We start from the raw sequence: 17,084 nt of genomic DNA, 5'->3' as shown, positions 1-17,084 counted from the left end.
TCTCTATTATATCGTATATCGTTCGTTAATATGTTCTGGTTTCTCTCTGTACTCTCTATCTCTGTATATCTATACAAATCTGTGTCCGCACTGGTTCTCGATATGCTCTAGGCACTATAAGGATCAAAAGAGGAGGCCTAAACGGTCACTCCTCTTTGATTGTAAGTGCTATGCGATTACAGACCTTTTTTTGCGATGAAAGCTGCCAAGTCTACAACGCGGTTGGAGTAGCCCCACTCGTTGTCGTACCAGGATACAACTTTCACCAAGTTGCCGCCGATTACCATCGTTGTCAAAGCATCGATAGTGGAGGAAGCTGGGTCGCCGTTGTAGTCGCTGGATACCAATGGCTCTTCGGAGTAGTTCAAGATGCCTTTCAATGGGCCCTCAGCTGCTTCTTTCAAAGCTGCATTCACTTCTTCAACTGTAACGTCCTTCTCAAGTTCTACTACCAAGTCCGTAACGGATACGTTAGGAGTAGGAACGCGCATGGACATACCGTTCAATTTGCCTTTCAATTCAGGCAATACGAGGGATACCGCTTTAGCAGCTCCAGTTGTTGTAGGAATGATGTTTTGAGCTGCTGCACGAGCACGACGCAAGTCTTTGTGCGGCAAGTCAAGAACGTTTTGGTCGTTAGTGTAGGAGTGAATTGTGTTCATCATACCTTTAACGATACCGAATTTCTCATGCAATACTTTTGCGAATGGAGCCAAGCAGTTCGTTGTGCAAGAAGCATTGGAGATGATTGTGTGGTTAGCAGCGTCATACTTATCTTCGTTAACGCCCATAACGATTGTAATATCTTCGTTAGTAGCAGGTGCGGAGATGATAACTTTCTTCGCGCCGCCTTTCAAGTGCATTTCAGCTTTATCTTTCGCTGTGAAGATACCAGTGGACTCAACAACGATTTCAACGCCGTTAGCGCCCCAAGGCAAGTTCTCAGGGTTGCGCTCAGCGAATACTTTCACTTCGCGGCCGTTAACAATCAAAGCGCCCTCTTTAGCTTCTACGGAAGCTTCGAATTTGCCGTGAGTTGTGTCATATTTCAACAGGTGAGCCAGAGTCTTTACGTCTGTCAAATCGTTGATTGCAACGATTTCTACTTCTGGATTGTTCAATGCTGCGCGGAATACGTTACGTCCGATACGACCAAAGCCGTTAATACCAACTTTAACCATTGATGATTCCTCCCATTTCCTTCGCAATTTTTTTTTATATATCTCAAGACGGCCTGTAAGGCACATCGAGACCACAATGTTTCAATACTTCCATAGCTGCTGCCTCATCAATGACGAGAATGTCTTCATGTCCTGCACGAAGCACAGCGGTAATGGATTCACCCTTACTTTGACCTCCAGCAACGGCGATGACAACCTCCGTACGAGAAATATCCTCTAGGCGAAGGCCTAGTGTCAGCATCGTATGTACGACATGTCCGTCTCGGTCGAAATAATACCCGAATGCTTCTGCAAGTGCTCCTTCCTGGAGCAACTGCTGGATCGTCTCCTCATCCGCCCGGCGACGCTTCGCCATGACGAGGGCCTCTCCAATGCCATGCACGACGATGCGTGCATGGCGTATGACTCGCAAAATATCTTGGATGTTCGGTTCCTGCTTCAGCGACTGGTATGCTTCCTCACTCAGCAAGTCTGGCACATGCAAGAGCCGATACTGAGCGCCTACGCGCTTCGCCATCGTGGATGCGATTGTGTTCGCTTGATGTTCCAAGCTCTCCCCAAGTCCACCACGAGCGGGTACGAACCAGTTGCCTTTCAACGGTGTTGGACTCGTCAATTGATCTGCCATTGCAGCCAATGTGGAGCCGCCTGTCACCGCCACGACATCTTCCTTGTCCATTACGCTGCTGAGCGCTTTACAAGCCGCTTGCCCAAGTTCCTGTTTAACGACAGGCGATACATCCGAATTGCCGGGTACGACAATGACCTGCTTCAAACCAAATGCTTGGCGGATACTCTCCTCCAGCTGGCGCATTCCGAGCAGTTCACCCATCACGGATTCCAGCTTCCGGACAAGTTGCCGGCCTTCATCAGTGATTCGCATCCCCGTGTTATCCGAATCAATCAGGCCTTGTGCCTTCAATAAGTCGGTTTCTGCACGGAGCACACGCTCGGTCATCTGCAATGACGTTGCCAGCGTTCTTCTCCCGATGGAGTCGGACAACATGATTTGATGCAGGATGGTGTAACGCTTCTTCAACAGTTCAATGAGTTCAGGTAGAAGTCGCTTCTGTATTTCCAACCACTCACGCATTCTCTCCACTCCTGCTTCCCATAAGCAACCATTGGACTAAAAACGTCCCATCTCTACATTTTTTGTCCCACCACTATTCTACCGAATAATGAGGCAACTTGCAAGTAGCCAGAACCCCAGTACATACACCCAAAAATCAAAATTTTCATGCTAAGGAACAACTCTATAATGAGCAAGCAATATCAAAGTTATTCATAATTAGACAGCCTGTCCAAAGACATTCGAGCGCCTATGAAGTAATTAACCCAAAATGCGACATGTTCATACATTTTTTCTAAATCAATCTCGACATTTTTCAGTATAGACAGGAATGATGGACATCATGCTTGACCTTACAACGTTTACAAAAAATTTGAGCCTCCAGAGGAATAAAAAATGAAAACTGTACGGTCAGCGTTGTGAAGCGAGACCTAGCTTTTCATTAGAGTCCAAATATTATGCTGGCAAGTACTTTATCTTATAAGTAGAAGCGACTTGTTACCCCATCCATAGGAAAAGGAAATAATTCAGGGGCGCTCACTTGACTTTGTTATACGCTTTCTTATATAATAAGTTTTGCTCTTGTATGAATGCGCCCGTGGTCCAATGGATATGACGTAGGCCTCCGGAGCCTGAGATCAAGGTTCGATTCCTTGCGGGCGCGCCAATTACACTCCTGTCCTTATTTGGTACAGGATAAGAAGCTACGTTACGCATATATTTAGGTACATAAGCACGGAAGCAACATCTTGAATTTTGCAGAAGCGAAAGGATAGATGTTTTTTTCTCGACATAGTTTGACCATCTTTGACTTTTTGTTTTATGTCCTTTATATTGGATGTGTAACGACATTTAGTGAGGAGGGGTTATCTTGAGTTATGTACCCGTAGTTGTTGAACAAACGAATCGTGGTGAAAGATCCTATGATATTTATTCCCGGTTGTTGAAGGATCGCATCATTTTCCTCGGAACAGAAGTGAACGATCTGGTGGCGAATTCGATTATCGCCCAGTTGTTGTTCCTGGCTGCAGATGACCCGGAAAAGGATATCCATTTATACATCAATAGCCCGGGCGGTTCTATCTCGGCCGGCATGGCCATATACGATACAATGCAGCACATTAAGCCAGACGTATCTACGATTTGCGTCGGCATGGCTGCCTCCATGGGCGCTTTTCTGCTGAACGCAGGCGCTAAGGGCAAGCGCTTCGCGCTGCCGAATAGCGAAATTATGATTCACCAGCCGCTTGGCGGAGCTCAAGGTCAAGCTACCGATATCGAAATCCGCGCACGTCGCATCTTGAAGATGCGCGACAACTTGAACAAGATCTTGGCAGAGCGCACGGGACAACCGCTTGAGCGCGTGGAGCGCGACACAGATCGCGATTACTTCATGTCTGCCCAAGAGGCGTTTGATTATGGTCTTGTCGATAAGGTTCTTGGCAAAGAATAATTTCCAACATTCCTTTTCTACTACTTGAAGGCAAAGGTCGAGTCTGTGTTCTTGAACGCTGGCTCGATCTTTTTTGTCTGTATTTCCACACCCAACAATAAATCGTAGTCCAAGAAACGGCTGTAGGCATACTCTTGTCCATAAAAAAAGGACCGCATCGCGTAAACGCTGATGCGGTCTATATATGTTCTAGGGGTAAACTGTAAACCATGAGAAAGATGAAACGGATCACCTGGTGCAACGGAAGACTTCCGGTTGACCAAGGCCAGTAATCGCTGCCGGCAACCCTCCTTCGCAAGAACTCATCTGTCATTCGGTCCATTGTTAGAATACTAGAGTTACATTAAAGAAAACTGAACTGAACCTTAAAATAAGATAAAATGCGCTTCCTCACCTTAAAATCCCCTTCGATTGTCCTCTCCACAAAAATAGTTGTACGCGCCATGAAATCATTCCATTTCCCATTGGAATCGTTTACAATAAGAATATTGCTGATTTTTTCTGATTTCTCGCTTTACAGACGAGTCGAAACGTATACAATGATTACAAATCATCAACATCTCTTCTCGAATAGATTGTCTTCTTAATTTTTGCAAGATTCACTTCATAGCAAGATTACATCAGGGACTACTAGGAGGTTTGTCAGGATGAGTTGGAACTATTTTCGGTCGAAGCTGCTATTACAGTACATATGGTCGTATATTTTGATTTTTCTCATCCCATTAGTGGTTCTTACTATCTTCATCTATCAAAATGCCGTCAACAATCTGCGCTCCGAAATTGAACAATCGAACGTGAATCAGCTTAATCAGGTGAAACTGAATATTGATTCTCGCATGACGGAACTCCGGGATATTGCTTCACGCATTGCCTATGACGAACAATTGACTCCATATATGATTCGGCATCCTTATTACAGCCGTGACGCGATATCCGCACTCGGCAAATACAAAGCGAATAGCTCCATCTTGGAAGAACTATTCCTCTATTACCGCAATACTCAAGCTATCTACTCTCCGAAAGGAATGACCAATGTTAATGTGCTCTTTGAGCAATATTATTTGTTCGAAGACTGGAATAAAAAGGATATTATTCATGGACTAGAAACAGAACTGTATCCCATAGTTCGGCCTGCTGAATCGGTCAACTTAAATATGAATATTACAAAGTCCATGCTTGCGTATATGATTCCGATTACACCAAACAGCTCTTCTCCGCATGGAACGGTGCTCTTCCTAATGGAGGAATCCAAGCTTACTGGACTGATGGATACCATCTTGAACGGGTTCAAGGGCAACACGTACATTTTTGATGAAAAGGGACGTGTACTTACACAGAACAACCATGGTGAGCCTATTCCAAAAAATGAAATTCATTTGCTTTCAGCGCTCGGATCCGGCATCCACAGCTTAAAGCTGGATAACAGACAACAATCCGTTGTGTCCGTCAAATCCTCCATGAATGGATGGACCTATGTAACGGCTATGCCGAGCGAGCAATTTTTTGGACGCGTATTCCATATTCAGACGTTTTTCCTGCTCGCCTTTGCCGTCGTCGTGTTAGGTGGCATTTTGGCTGCTGTATTCCTTGCCCGCAAGCAATATCACCCGATCCACGATTTGATGGAATTTGCCATGCTCAAGGCGGAAGCAACAGAGGCGACATCCACACAGCATGTACAGAAGTCACGCAATGAGTTGGAATGGATCCGCAAAGCCTTACACGACTATAGCGCCCGCGTCGATATTCAGGAGCCATTTGCCCGTAACCAATTTCTGCTTATGCTGCTTAAGCACGGGAAGCTGGATAACCCTGAATCGGAACATATCATGGACGTACTCGGAATTGAGCTGACAGGCAAGCATTATTTCGTAATCGCCATCTCATGGGATGAATACCCTGGCGTAACTGATGCACTGCATCATCGCCAACACATTGCCGAGTTGCTTGAGGAAATCGAAATCCCTGATTACGGTACCCATGCGTATGGCATCGAACTGCCGCATTTTGATCAATTTGCACTCATTGTAACCATGAACGAAGATACGCAAATCACGGTCGGGCATCGAATGGAGCAAATTGTCGATGCACTGCGCATTATCGTAATGGAGAGCACCCATCTTATCCCCTCTATCGGCGTCGGTACAGCTTACGAAAATGCGGTGCTGCTGAATCAGTCTTATATTGAGGCGGCTTCTGCACTCGAATATCGAATGGCGAATGGGAAAGGCAGCATTACGTACTTCGACAAGCTCTCTCATACTCCGAGCGATACGTTCTGGATTGCGAAGGATTCCCTTCTGAAGCTCACGCAGAGCTTGAAGCAGGGCAACGACACCATCGCTATGCAAATGATTGAAGCCATATTCATCAAGCTGAAAGCAGAGCGCCTATCCATCTCTCTGCTGCGCTGCATTTGTTTTGATATTATGAATACGCTGTTGAAAACAGCATCCGAGCTCGGCCTAAATGAATTGATTCGCGATATTCCCGGCTTTACTTCATTCGAATCGCTAGAGGAGCTCGAAAAAAAGCTACAGCTATTGGCCGCACACATTTGCGAACAGGTCGAGCGCAATACAGAGTCCGAGCAGATTTCGTTAATGGATAATGCCATTGCCTTTATCGATCAACAGTATACCGATTACAGTTTAAGCCTTGAAGGAGTTGCACAGAAGTTCTCGATTTCGTCCTCCTATTTAAGCCGTGCCTTCAAGGAGAAGACCGGAAGCAACTTCTCCCAATATATATGGCAGCGGCGCATGGATGAGGTCATCCGTCAGCTGCTCACAACAAGCGATCCGCTGAAGGATATCATTGTTAGGGTTGGATATTTGGATACTCCGAACTTCATTCGCAAGTTCAAGAAGGAAACCGGCTATACACCTGGCCAATACCGGAAGCTTCACGCCTCAAGCGAGCAAGCGAAAGCTGCCGCTGATGCGGATGATGAATCCTAATAGATATCGCTAAGAAATAGAGCACCTGGGCAGATACACAAGCCCAAGGTGCTCTATTTTCATCCGATTAGCTATCTTGCATTTTCATACTGTATTTCAATACGCTTACTTCGCTGTATTCCATTGATCATAGGCTTTTTGATAAATCTCAACGATCTTATCAGCACCCATTTTCTTCAGGGTCTCTACGTATTTATCCCAGTTCGCCAGAGATTCTTGGCCTGTCACGAACTTCGCTTCCATTTGCTCTACATACTTATCGAGATCGGAGCGCATGCTGCTCACTTGCTGCTGATCTGCTTCAGACAAGTATACGCTTGGGAATGGAACCTTTGCGATTGGGATAATCTTCTCATCGGTTTCTTTCTTCAGCCACTTCTCGAAGTCGCCTTGGAAACCGCGACCCACTTCTTCACTAGCCAGCTTCGGAACAATCGTACCATAGTCCGGTGTCAGCTTTGCACGGTATTCCTCACGATCGCCGCCCCCTGGTACTGGCAGCCATTTTTTCGTATGATCGTCCTTGTTCACATATTCCCACAGTATGCCCTCTGGGCCAAAGCTAAGCAATTCTGATCCTTCTACCGAGTACAAGTAATCAATCCAACGGATTGTTGCTTCTGGATTCTTGTTCTTATTCGTAATGGCAAATGCGCCTGTAATCAAGCCAGGGTGCTTCGCAGCTACCGGCTCGGACATTTCGCTCTTTACTGGTGCATACATTGGATCTGTCATGCTAGGCTCTCCGCCCAATGTAAAGTAGGCATGGTAGTCAGAGAACAATCCGATTTGATTGTTTTTCCCTTTCGCCTTCTTCTGCTCATCCGTTTGCGAGAATGTTTCCTTATCCAGCAAGTCTTCGTTCCACAGCTTGTTCAAGAATGTCAGGTAGCCTTTGTAGCCTTCTTCCATTGGCGTGTAGTGTACTTTGTTCGCTTTGTCAGCATAGATAACCTCATTATAGATGCCCCAAGAGCCAAGCAGCCACATACGAATGTCGTTCAATTTTACCGAGGCCAATGGCACTTCATCCTGCTTGCCGTTGCCATTCGGATCTTCTTCCTTAACACGCTTCAAGTACGTGTACAGCTCATCAATTGTCGATGGTACCTTCTCAATGCCAAGCTTCTTCAGGAACTTGCCGTTATACCAGAGCGGACCACGATACCAGCCTGCATCCAAATCAATGTTCGGCAAGGAGTAGATATGTCCATCCGGTGTTGTAATCGACTTACGAATATCAGGGTGATCATTCAAAATCTTGGTCAAGTTAGGTGCATACTGTTCTAGGAGTCCTTCCAGCGGAATCAAGGCACCTTGTGCGCCATAGTTTACTTCATCCGCAGTCTTTAGCTGACCAGAGAAAAATACATCCGGGTATTCTCCACTTGCGAATACCAGGTTGCGTTTCGTATCGAAGCTGTCGAGCGGCGCATTCTGAAATTCGAATTTAACCCCTGTCTTCTCCTCCATCTTCTTGAAGAAGTCCATGTCCTTCCAGTTTTGAATGCCGACATCCTGGCCCATCATCGTCAAGGTAATTGACTCTTTAACAATTGGATAGCCTTCCTTGTTCAAGTTCTCTACATTGCCTTGGCCCGCCTCTGCCGCAGGCTTATCCGAAGATGAACCGCATCCTGCGAGCATTGTGAAGATCAAGCTCATAGACAACAGCAGCGCACATGTTTTTTTCCATTTCTGCATGGCGATGATCCTCCCTTTGATGATTCGTATAATGTCCTTCTTTATAATAAACAAAGGCGTTGGCACCTTCGATTATTACCGTTGAAGCATTCAACCCTGTAACAAGCCACATCCGACGTACTTACATGAATCTTATATAGAGGCATACAATCAATACTCAATAATAATCAGCCTTTGACAGAACCGATCATAACACCTTGCACGAAATACCGTTGCAAGAACGGATACACAACGATGACAGGCAAGGTCGATACGATAATGACAGAGTATTTCACCAGAGCTGCAATTTCTGCCTTGTTGTTCAGCGCAGCAGCTACTGAGCTGCTTACCGCTGCTCCTGTAGTCTCTGCCGACATCTCTTGGAGAACCAAAATTTGACGCAGGATCATTTGCAACGGATATTTCACTTCGTCATTCAAGTAAATCAAGGCCCCAAAGTAACTGTTCCAGTGTCCTACTCCATAAAAGAGCGCCATAACCGCAATAATTGGAGCCGACAACGGCAATATAATGCGCAGGAACAACCGCAAATTCGTGCAGCCATCGATGCTTGCCGCTTCTTGGAGCTCCTTAGGTATCGTAGATTGGAAGAACGTGCGTGCAACGATTATGTTCCATACAGACGCTGCACCCGGCAGGATTAAGGCCCACATGCTGTTGATAAGCCCCAGTTCCTTAATGAGGAGATAGCCAGGAACCAGACCACCGCCGAAAAACATCGTGAATAAGAACATCCCCATAAAGAAGCCGCGACCGATAAAGTCAGAACGACTCAATGCATATGCCGCCGGTAGCGTTACAAAAAGATTCACACAAGTCCCGACAACCGTATAAAGAATCGTATTTGCATAACCGTTCCAAATCTTTGAGTTCTCGAACACTCTGGCATACCCTTCGAATGTGATACCTTTAGGGAATAGCCACATTTCGCCTGATGCTACATACTTCGGATCACTGATCGACGCACTCAAGATATACAAAACTGGATAAAGCACCAGGATTAGCGCAATCGTCAAATAGATATAGTTACATACGATGAATATTTTATCCGCTCTCGTTTCTTTCACTGCAGCAGCTGCCATGTGCTGTTCTCCTCCTTCCTACCACAAGCTGTTTTCACTCGTGCGACGTGCGATTTGGTTAACTACAATGAGCAAAATAGCGTTCACGATTGAGTTGAACAAGCCAATCGCTGTAGAGAAGCTATATTGCGCATCGACTAGACCAGATCGATACACGAAGGTGGAAATAACGTCGGACGCTTCTTTGTTGAGCGGGTTTTGCAAAAGCAAGATCTTTTCAAATCCGACACCAAGAATGCTGCCCATGTTCAAAATGAGCAAAATCGTAATTGTCGGCACAATTGCCGGAATGTTAATATGCAAAATACGCTGGAATCGACTTGCACCGTCCACGATGGCTGCTTCATGCAGCTGCGGATCAACGCCCGATAAGGCTGCCAAATAAATGATCGTACCCCAACCTGTGCCCTGCCAAACACCAGACAAGACATACATCGTCTTAAACCAGGCTGGATCGGTTAAGAATGCAGCCGGCTCAAACCCAAAGAATTTAATAATATGAATGATAATACCAGTTGAAGGAGACAGGAACGTAATAATAATACCTGCCATTACGACAACGGAAATGAAATGCGGCGCATAGGTTACGGTTTGAACCGTCCGCTTGAATACCCCATCCTTAATCTCATTGAAGGCAAGCGCCAATATAATCGGCAGCGGGAAGCCTACCGCCAGCTCATACAAGCTGATGCTCAGCGTATTCCAAAGCAAATCCCAGAAGTAATAAGAATTGAAGAAACGTTCGAAATGGTCAAATCCAACCCATGGGCTCCCCATAATCCCTTTCGCTGGGATAAAGTTTTTGAAAGCGATTTGAATTCCGTACATCGGGCCGTAATGGAAAATGAGGAAGTACAAAAATGCAGGAGCAATAAATAAATACAACTCCCAATTCTGAAGCATCTTCTTCCACGTCGGTTTCTTCTTATTTGGAACCACGTTCATTGAAAGGGCACTCTGTCCATTTCCTTGCATCGTGTCCACTCCCTCCTTTCAAATGATGGCATGATTGGCATCGCCGATGCTGCACATGATATTGACATGTCGCGCATTAACGATGGACGAAGCCGTGCTAGCGCTTTCATGAGATAATTGTAGGCATCCTTTACCAATAACGTAAATATGTCGTTTCCGCATTGTCGTTACATATCCTTTACAACCGCGCCATTGTGCGGTTTTTTGAACTCATCGCCTAGCCCGCAGTCACTCCAGTTGCCGCAAAATTGGTTAAATTTGATGTTGCCGATCACACACCAAATCTTACACATTGTCAGGAAAAACATGCCGTAAAACACCTCTTACAACTCTGGTAGATGAAAATAATGACTGGTTGACCGAACCAACTATTGCTTAAAGTGAGGTGTTATTGTATGATAGTTCTATAATTATCGAACTTATATTTGTGATGAAAGGAGCAAGATTCAATTGTCTACCTATCTTCTTGTTCACGGAGCTTGGGATGGCGGTTTTGTATGGAAGGAGGTAGCTGCTTTCCTCCGGCAAGCTGGCCATGACGTATACACTCCCTCACTCACCGGGCTTGGGGAACGGACGCACTTGGCACATCCCGAAATTGACTTAGATACATTCATTCAGGATATTGTAGGGGTCATTACCTATGAGCAGCTGGAAGATGTCATTCTTGTTGGTCATAGCTTCTCTGGCATGGTCATCACAGGGGCGGCCGAACAGGTTCCTGATCGAATCAAGCACCTTGTGTATGTAGATGCTATGGTGCCACGTCATGGTGAATCGGTATCAACGTTATCTGCCCCATTTCTGGACACCCCCTATAACGACACGCCAGATGACAATACACCGGAATTTATTGCACCGCGTGACCCATCAGATCCGCTAAAATCGCCAATGCCGACTCGTGCTTATATGCAGAAGATCTCTATTTCTAATGGGCATGCTGCACAAATCCCCCGTACTTACATAGAACCGCTGGACAATCCAGATAGCTGGCCAATGACCGCTTTCTTCCGTGCAATGGCATTACGGGCGCGAGAAGCTGGATGGCGTCATTTGAGCATCGAACAAGGAGGACATTGGCTCATGAAGACACAGCCTAAGCAATTGTCCAAGCTGCTAATAGACATATAAATGCAAAAAAGCCCCTGATCTACAACAGATCAGGGGCTTTCTCTTATCATTTTAGATATGCTTGATTATCTTCCGCTCTTCAATTCCGTCCACATGCGGTCATACAACTGCAGATGTTTACCGACATCGCCAAGCCACTCCGTACGAGTCAGCTCGTCGTCAGACAAATTGATCATTTTGTTATCCAAATACTCTTTGCTATGGAACTCTTTCGCCTTCGTCACAGGGTTGCTGTAGCCGATGGACTCATAGTTCTTTGCGCTGTTCTCTGGATCAAGCATGAAGTTGATGAATTTCTGTGCCAATTCCTTATTTTTAGAGCCCTTTGGAATTGCGTAGTTGTCCGAGAAGATCGTGCTTCCTGTCTTCGGAATCATGAATGCAACATCCGGATTTTCTCCATGAATGACAGAAGCGTCGCCAGACCATACTGTGCCAATCCAGCCTTCTTCCGCAATCATCTTCTGCTTGATGTTGTCTGTATCAAACGCAAGCACGTTCGGCACTAGCTTACGCAGATCATCAACAGCTGCGTTAATATCAGCTTCATTTTCAGAGCTGTTCGACTTGCCCGCCTTCTTCAGCGCCATTCCGATGATTTCACGGTTGTCATCCAGAAGGAGTACCTTTCCTTTGTACTCATCCTTCCACAAATCCGCCCAATCGGTTGGAGCTTGCTTCACATATTTTGTGTTATAGGCAATGCCTGTAACACCCCATGTATATACGATGGAATACTTGTTGCCGGGATCAAATTCAGGGTTTTTGAAACGATCCGTGACGTATTGGAAATTCGGAATTTGATTTAAATCAAGTGGCTCCAGCAAATCTTGCTTAATCATGCTAGCCACCATGTAGTCGGACGGTTGAATTAAATCATAATTCGCGCCGCCGGCTTTCAACTTCGCCAGCAGTTCCTCGTTGTTGGCAAAAATCGCATAGTTAACTTTTACGTTATTCTCCGATTCGAATTTCTTGATCATATCCATATCGAAGTTATCTGCCCAGCTATACAAATTCAATGTTTGCTCCGGCTTAGAAGAGCAACCTGCCAGCGCAGTAAGTGCCAACATCCCGGCCAATACGACCGCGAACCATTTCTTTTTGTTCAATTCTTGTAACCCCTCTCTGATCCTGCAAAAGATCCTTAGAATGTATTAATATGATTCAAATTCACATGCTTACATCTGATAAGCGGTGAATTAGAACGGCAGCATAGAGCTTTTCTTTTCTCCGTTGCCACGGTTCAGCAACCATTGTGCAAGTACGATTAGCACGACGCTAAATATAATCATCAACGTACATAAGGCGTTGATTTCTGGAGAAATTCCCCGTTTTACCAAGCCGTAAATGTAGATCGGCAAGGTCGTTGAGTTCGGCCCGGCAACAAAGAAACTGATCATAAAGTCGTCTATCGACAGTGTGAACGCCATGATTGCTCCGGCAAGCACGCCTGGCCATATCGAAGGTAGCGTAACATGGCGGAATGTCTGCCATGGTGTAGCACCAAGATCAGATGCTGCTTCTTCAAGTTGCTTGCCCATGTTGGCAAGTCTGGAAGCAACAATGACATATACGTACGAAATACTGAACGTTATATGTGCAATGATAACCGTCATTTTGCCCAGCTCAATTTTAAACTGGCTGAATAATACCAATAGGGACAAGCCCATAATGATATCCGGCACAATGATTGGCAAGTATAATAGGCCTATTACCCCTTGCTTACGTCGGGAAGCCATACGGCGAAGTGCTATCGCCGCCAACGTGCCAAGTACGGTTGATATGACGGTAGATATCAATGCGATCGACAAGCTGTTGCTCAGCGCCTCCATTACTTGCCGATTATCGAACAAAGAGCTGTACCATTTGAACGTGAATCCGCTCCAATTCGAATTAATGCGCGAATTGTTGAACGAGTACGCAATAATCAAAAATACTGGGACATAAATAAACAGAATTAACAGTATCGAATGGAGTGCAAGCAGCGGATGCTGCTTCTTTTTGCTTGCCACCTTCATGCCCCCGCCTCCTTCGATGCTTCATATTTGGAGCGGAGTGCCCGGTTGAACAGACCGATGATGATCAATGAACTGATAACGAACACGACTGACAGCGCGGAACCGAATGGCCAGTCACGCGCACCTAGGAACTGATTCTGTATAATATTACTGAGCATTTGCGCCTTAGCGCCGCCCAGAATGTCTGTTACCACGAACATACCCGCCGTTGTTACGAAGACAAGCACGCTGCCTGTCATCATGCCAGACTTCGTCTGAGGCAACGTAATATGCAAGAACGATTTCCACTTTGTGGCACCCAAGTCGCTGGATGCTTCAAGCAATCGTTTATCCATTTGCTCCAATGATACATAAATCGGAAGCACCATATACGGAATGAACGTATAAACCATTCCAAGGAGCACTGCACCCTTGGTATAAAGCATTTGCAGAGGCTCCGCTATCCAGCCCAAATCAAGAAGCGTTTGGTTGACGATCCCTTGCGTACGAAGCAATAGTACCCACGCATACGTCCGAATAAGGAAGTTAATCCAGAACGGAACTGTAATGAGAATGAGTAGCAGCTTCTGCTTTGCCGGGCTCGTCGTCGAAATATAGTACGCAAGCGGATAGCTGAACAACAAGCAGATTATTGTTGTTAATACCGATAGCCACAGTGTATCCCAATAAATTCCCAAGTATAAGGGATCGAAAAATCGTTCATAATTGTTCAGCGTAAACGAAAAGACGATATTGCCGAGCTCGTCCCGCTGCATAAAGGACACAGCAATAACTGCAATCATCGGCACGACAAGAAATATCGTCAGCCACAATACGACCGGCGCAATGATGCCAAATGAGCGTTTCATGAGCCGATCATCACCTCATCCTGCTTATTCCAACTTACTCCGATGTGTTGGCCAATTTCCCACGTTCGCTCGTCCTTGAAGTCAAGCACAACCGATACGTTCGTTTGGTCATTATCCAAGTGAACGATCAGCTTGTGGATATTCCCCAAATAAACGATATCCTGAATAATTCCGGTACGCGGTGCACCTTCCACTTCTGCTGTCACATGAATCTTTTCTGGACGAACGGTAAAGAGGTTCTCTTCATGGAACACGTTGTTCTCTCCAACAAACGTAGCTGCAAACAACGTCTCCGGGCGTTCGTAAATATTTTTAGGAGAGTCGATCTGTTCGACACGTCCATTATTCATAATCACGATCCGATCCGACATCATCATCGCTTCTTCTTGGTCATGGGTTACATATACGAATGTAATTCCCAAGCTCCGCTGCAACTGTTTCAGTTCAGCCTGCAAGTTTTTGCGAAGCTGCAAATCAAGCGCGCCAAGCGGCTCGTCCAATAGAAGCACCTTCGGCTTGTTAGCAATAGCACGAGCAATCGCAACACGCTGCTGCTGTCCACCGGACAATTGATGCGGATAACGCTTCGCAAGCGCTGTAAGCTGCGTCAATCGAATTGCTTCTGCAATGCGCTCACGCTGCTCTGCCTGCGGAATTTTCTTCATTTTCAGGCCGAATTGAATGTTCTGCTCGACCGTCATATGAGGGAACAAGGCATAATGTTGAAATACAAGATTCAAATTCCGCTTGTTCGGAGGTAAGTTCGTAACATCTTCTCCATCTAGGCGAATATGGCCAGATGAAGGCTGTTCAAAGCCAGCTATCATGCGTAAAATGGTTGTCTTCCCACAACCACTCGGACCGAGCAGCGTCAAAAATTCCCCTTCGCCAATCGTAAGCGACAGAGGATGCACAACGGGTTGCCCGGCAAAATGTTTCTCCACATTTACCAGTTCAATCATTAGCATCAACCCCTTACATCGTCAGTCTGCCAATTGAGGTGGCTGTTCCTGCATGCAGCATGCCCGTCGTAATGGCAGCTGGCACGCTCTGCAGCACCACCCCAAAAGGGATGAACAAGAATGCGCGCAGTGTATAGGATACGTTCTTATTCATTAAGCAAAAAAAGCCATATCCATTGGTATGGCTTCTACGTCCCGTTCACGTTGGCGTTTTTGCATATCCAATATACATCGTTTTGTCTGACGATACAACTTATTTTAACGTAATTTCGACAAAAACATACATTTCGTTTCAACGGTTCGCCTTACTTCCACCACGGATCAGGCCATTAGGCACTTATTTGAAATATATTAATAGAAGAATACATCAGTATTCATTTCCCCTGTTACATTCTAGGGCTTTGTTCCTTAAAATACAACCCCTAATCCAACATCATCGTCACACAAAAAGGCACTATGCCATTTCTGACACAAGTGCCCCTTGGTACAACGCCATTTATTCTGATTTACTCGCCTTCTCTTTGGAAAATATGCATGGATTTAACAATAGGAGACTACACTCATAAAAGGAACATTTATACTAGATGCTTATTTCAATTGATACTGAATTTGTACCTGAGCATTCAGCTTAATAAGTCCACCCTGCAAATCTGTTGTTGCTGTATCCTTCTTCATTTCAGCTGCATTGGAAGTATCGTACATGACACGTACAGGGGACCAGTCTGCACCGGACTCCGCAATCGTAAGTGCTGCCCCTACTTCACGACCGGCAGCCTTCGCCAATGCAGACGCCTTCTTTGCTGCATGCTGTACTGCCTTCTCCAATACTTGTGCCTCATAGTCGGCACGCTTTTCGGTGTCGAATTGGATACGAGCAACTCGATTCACACCTGCATCAGTCGCTGCATCAACTAAGCTTCCTAATCGACTCAAGTCCCGGTATGTGACACGAACAGCATGCTGCGCTTGATAGCCAACAATTTGAGGCTCCTTGTTTTCTTCGTATTTATACTCTGGATTGACCGAAAAGTTTACCGTCTTCAAATCCTTCTCCTGAATGCCGTATTTTTTGGTGAGCACCTGCTTCACCTTATCATATAATGCCGCATTTTGTTTTTGTGCTTCTGCCGCTGTTTTTCCCCGTGTATCTACCGCGAGTTCTGCATAAGCCACATCAGGAGTAACTTCCAACTCGCCAACACCTGACACGCTCACTGTATCCTTAATACTGAATTCGGCTGCCGCTGCCTTCACCGGTACAGGAGCTGCAACACCTGTACCTACAAGCAGCGCTCCTGTCAGCATTACTGCCATTGCCATTCTCCGCCATGCCGTTCTTCCTGCCAATTGCGTCATAACCATTCCTCCATCGCGTTATAGAATGTAAGATTGACTTGCTTCTTGCCTTCTAAACGTTGCCGAGGTAAATATTGTTGCAAATCAGCATGGAACTTTGGAATGATATTTTTCAATATATATGATAACCGCTCAATCTTTCACAATCAAAACCACCCGTCCAACGGGTGGTTTGCACTTGGGGTATAACCCCCTGTTGCCAAACTGCGCCTAAAGACGCTAGCCTGACAAATAAATTGTTCAGGCTCAGTGTAACTTGTCACTTTCACTTACCAGTTAAACTGGTTTACTTCTGCTTGCTACTGTTTCTGTTGAATGGATCTTCATACTCTTTCACAC

Annotated in this window: 14 protein-coding genes and 1 tRNA gene; 4 read left to right on the top strand and 11 right to left on the bottom strand. The window is 45.6% G+C overall.

Features of this window, described 5'->3' with window-relative positions; translation table 11 throughout:
- Positions 1-176: 176 nt before the first annotated feature.
- Together gap and NO352_RS22835 are read right to left on the bottom strand one after the other, a co-directional pair.
- A complete protein-coding gene (gene gap / locus NO352_RS22840; RefSeq protein WP_005545799.1) occupies positions 177-1,181 on the bottom strand; it encodes a type I glyceraldehyde-3-phosphate dehydrogenase in 1,005 nt (334 codons plus the stop codon).
- A 43-nt stretch (positions 1,182-1,224) separates the two neighbouring features.
- Positions 1,225-2,274 (bottom strand): sugar-binding transcriptional regulator, encoded by a 1,050-nt coding sequence (locus NO352_RS22835; RefSeq protein WP_289356834.1) that lies wholly within the window; start codon positions 2,272-2,274, stop codon positions 1,225-1,227.
- A gap of 571 nt (positions 2,275-2,845) precedes the next feature.
- Between NO352_RS22835 and NO352_RS22830 the strand changes: the two genes are divergently transcribed.
- The 3 genes from NO352_RS22830 (at position 2,846) to NO352_RS22820 (ending at position 6,666) form a co-directional block, all read left to right on the top strand.
- Positions 2,846-2,920 (top strand) — tRNA-Arg (locus tag NO352_RS22830).
- A 204-nt stretch (positions 2,921-3,124) separates the two neighbouring features.
- Positions 3,125-3,706: an ATP-dependent Clp endopeptidase proteolytic subunit ClpP gene (gene clpP / locus NO352_RS22825; protein WP_005545797.1), complete on the top strand. Its 582-nt coding sequence runs from the start codon at positions 3,125-3,127 to the stop codon at positions 3,704-3,706.
- 647 nt (positions 3,707-4,353) lie between these two features.
- Positions 4,354-6,666 carry a helix-turn-helix domain-containing protein gene (locus tag NO352_RS22820; protein ID WP_289356833.1) on the top strand — a complete coding sequence of 771 codons (2,313 nt, stop codon included), beginning with the start codon at positions 4,354-4,356 and terminating at the stop codon, positions 6,664-6,666.
- Positions 6,667-6,771: 105 nt separating this feature from the next.
- Here the strand turns inward: NO352_RS22820 and NO352_RS22815 are convergent, their stop codons facing one another.
- The 3 genes from NO352_RS22815 to NO352_RS22805 form a co-directional block, all read right to left on the bottom strand.
- On the bottom strand, positions 6,772-8,370 hold the full coding sequence (locus NO352_RS22815) for an extracellular solute-binding protein (protein ID WP_005545795.1): 1,599 nt from the start codon (positions 8,368-8,370) through the stop codon (positions 6,772-6,774).
- 167 nt (positions 8,371-8,537) lie between these two features.
- Positions 8,538-9,452, bottom strand: a complete 915-nt coding sequence (locus NO352_RS22810) for a carbohydrate ABC transporter permease (protein ID WP_005545794.1) — start codon at positions 9,450-9,452, stop codon at positions 8,538-8,540.
- 18 nt (positions 9,453-9,470) lie between these two features.
- Positions 9,471-10,427, bottom strand: a complete 957-nt coding sequence (locus NO352_RS22805) for an ABC transporter permease (RefSeq protein ID WP_005545793.1) — start codon at positions 10,425-10,427, stop codon at positions 9,471-9,473.
- A gap of 450 nt (positions 10,428-10,877) precedes the next feature.
- Between NO352_RS22805 and NO352_RS22800 the strand changes: the two genes are divergently transcribed.
- A complete protein-coding gene (locus NO352_RS22800) occupies positions 10,878-11,558 on the top strand; it encodes an alpha/beta fold hydrolase (protein WP_289356830.1) in 681 nt (226 codons plus the stop codon).
- Between the two features lie 65 nt (positions 11,559-11,623).
- Here the strand turns inward: NO352_RS22800 and NO352_RS22795 are convergent, their stop codons facing one another.
- The 6 genes from NO352_RS22795 to NO352_RS22770 form a co-directional block, all read right to left on the bottom strand.
- On the bottom strand, positions 11,624-12,670 hold the full coding sequence (locus NO352_RS22795) for an ABC transporter substrate-binding protein (protein WP_005545790.1): 1,047 nt from the start codon (positions 12,668-12,670) through the stop codon (positions 11,624-11,626).
- Between the two features lie 90 nt (positions 12,671-12,760).
- Complete coding sequence (locus NO352_RS22790; protein ID WP_005545789.1) at positions 12,761-13,579, bottom strand: ABC transporter permease; 819 nt, start codon at positions 13,577-13,579, stop codon at positions 12,761-12,763.
- Entirely contained in the window at positions 13,576-14,427 is an 852-nt protein-coding gene (locus NO352_RS22785; RefSeq protein WP_005545788.1) for an ABC transporter permease, read from the bottom strand. The genes NO352_RS22790 and NO352_RS22785 overlap by 4 nt, the downstream gene beginning before the upstream one ends.
- Positions 14,424-15,395 (bottom strand): ABC transporter ATP-binding protein, encoded by a 972-nt coding sequence (locus NO352_RS22780; protein WP_005545786.1) that lies wholly within the window; start codon positions 15,393-15,395, stop codon positions 14,424-14,426. The genes NO352_RS22785 and NO352_RS22780 overlap by 4 nt, the downstream gene beginning before the upstream one ends.
- Before the next feature lie 7 nt (positions 15,396-15,402).
- Entirely contained in the window at positions 15,403-15,543 is a 141-nt protein-coding gene (locus NO352_RS22775) for a hypothetical protein (protein WP_157266721.1), read from the bottom strand.
- A 434-nt stretch (positions 15,544-15,977) separates the two neighbouring features.
- Complete coding sequence (locus NO352_RS22770) at positions 15,978-16,745, bottom strand: SIMPL domain-containing protein (protein ID WP_005545784.1); 768 nt, start codon at positions 16,743-16,745, stop codon at positions 15,978-15,980.
- Positions 16,746-17,084: the final 339 nt, after the last annotated feature.

It is taken from the genome of Paenibacillus sp. S-12 (assembly GCF_030363895.1).
Classification (GTDB): domain Bacteria; phylum Bacillota; class Bacilli; order Paenibacillales; family Paenibacillaceae; genus Paenibacillus_B; species Paenibacillus_B alvei.
Note: the sequence above shows the minus strand (reverse complement) of the source record. Positions and strands in the feature narration are given on the sequence as shown.

What these genes read in the sequence shown, in the direction of transcription:
- gap (WP_005545799.1), bottom strand. Translation starts at nt 1,181, where the DNA reads ATGGTTAAAGTTGGTATTAACGGCTTTGGTCGTATCGGACGTAACGTA.
- NO352_RS22835 (WP_289356834.1), bottom strand. Translation starts at nt 2,274, where the DNA reads ATGCGTGAGTGGTTGGAAATACAGAAGCGACTTCTACCTGAACTCATT.
- NO352_RS22820 (WP_289356833.1), top strand. Translation starts at nt 4,354, where the DNA reads ATGAGTTGGAACTATTTTCGGTCGAAGCTGCTATTACAGTACATATGG.
- NO352_RS22815 (WP_005545795.1), bottom strand. Translation starts at nt 8,370, where the DNA reads ATGCAGAAATGGAAAAAAACATGTGCGCTGCTGTTGTCTATGAGCTTG.
- NO352_RS22810 (WP_005545794.1), bottom strand. Translation starts at nt 9,452, where the DNA reads ATGGCAGCTGCTGCAGTGAAAGAAACGAGAGCGGATAAAATATTCATC.
- NO352_RS22805 (WP_005545793.1), bottom strand. Translation starts at nt 10,427, where the DNA reads ATGCAAGGAAATGGACAGAGTGCCCTTTCAATGAACGTGGTTCCAAAT.
- NO352_RS22790 (WP_005545789.1), bottom strand. Translation starts at nt 13,579, where the DNA reads ATGAAGGTGGCAAGCAAAAAGAAGCAGCATCCGCTGCTTGCACTCCAT.
- NO352_RS22785 (WP_005545788.1), bottom strand. Translation starts at nt 14,427, where the DNA reads ATGAAACGCTCATTTGGCATCATTGCGCCGGTCGTATTGTGGCTGACG.
- NO352_RS22780 (WP_005545786.1), bottom strand. Translation starts at nt 15,395, where the DNA reads ATGCTAATGATTGAACTGGTAAATGTGGAGAAACATTTTGCCGGGCAA.
- NO352_RS22775 (WP_157266721.1), bottom strand. Translation starts at nt 15,543, where the DNA reads ATGAATAAGAACGTATCCTATACACTGCGCGCATTCTTGTTCATCCCT.
- NO352_RS22770 (WP_005545784.1), bottom strand. Translation starts at nt 16,745, where the DNA reads ATGACGCAATTGGCAGGAAGAACGGCATGGCGGAGAATGGCAATGGCA.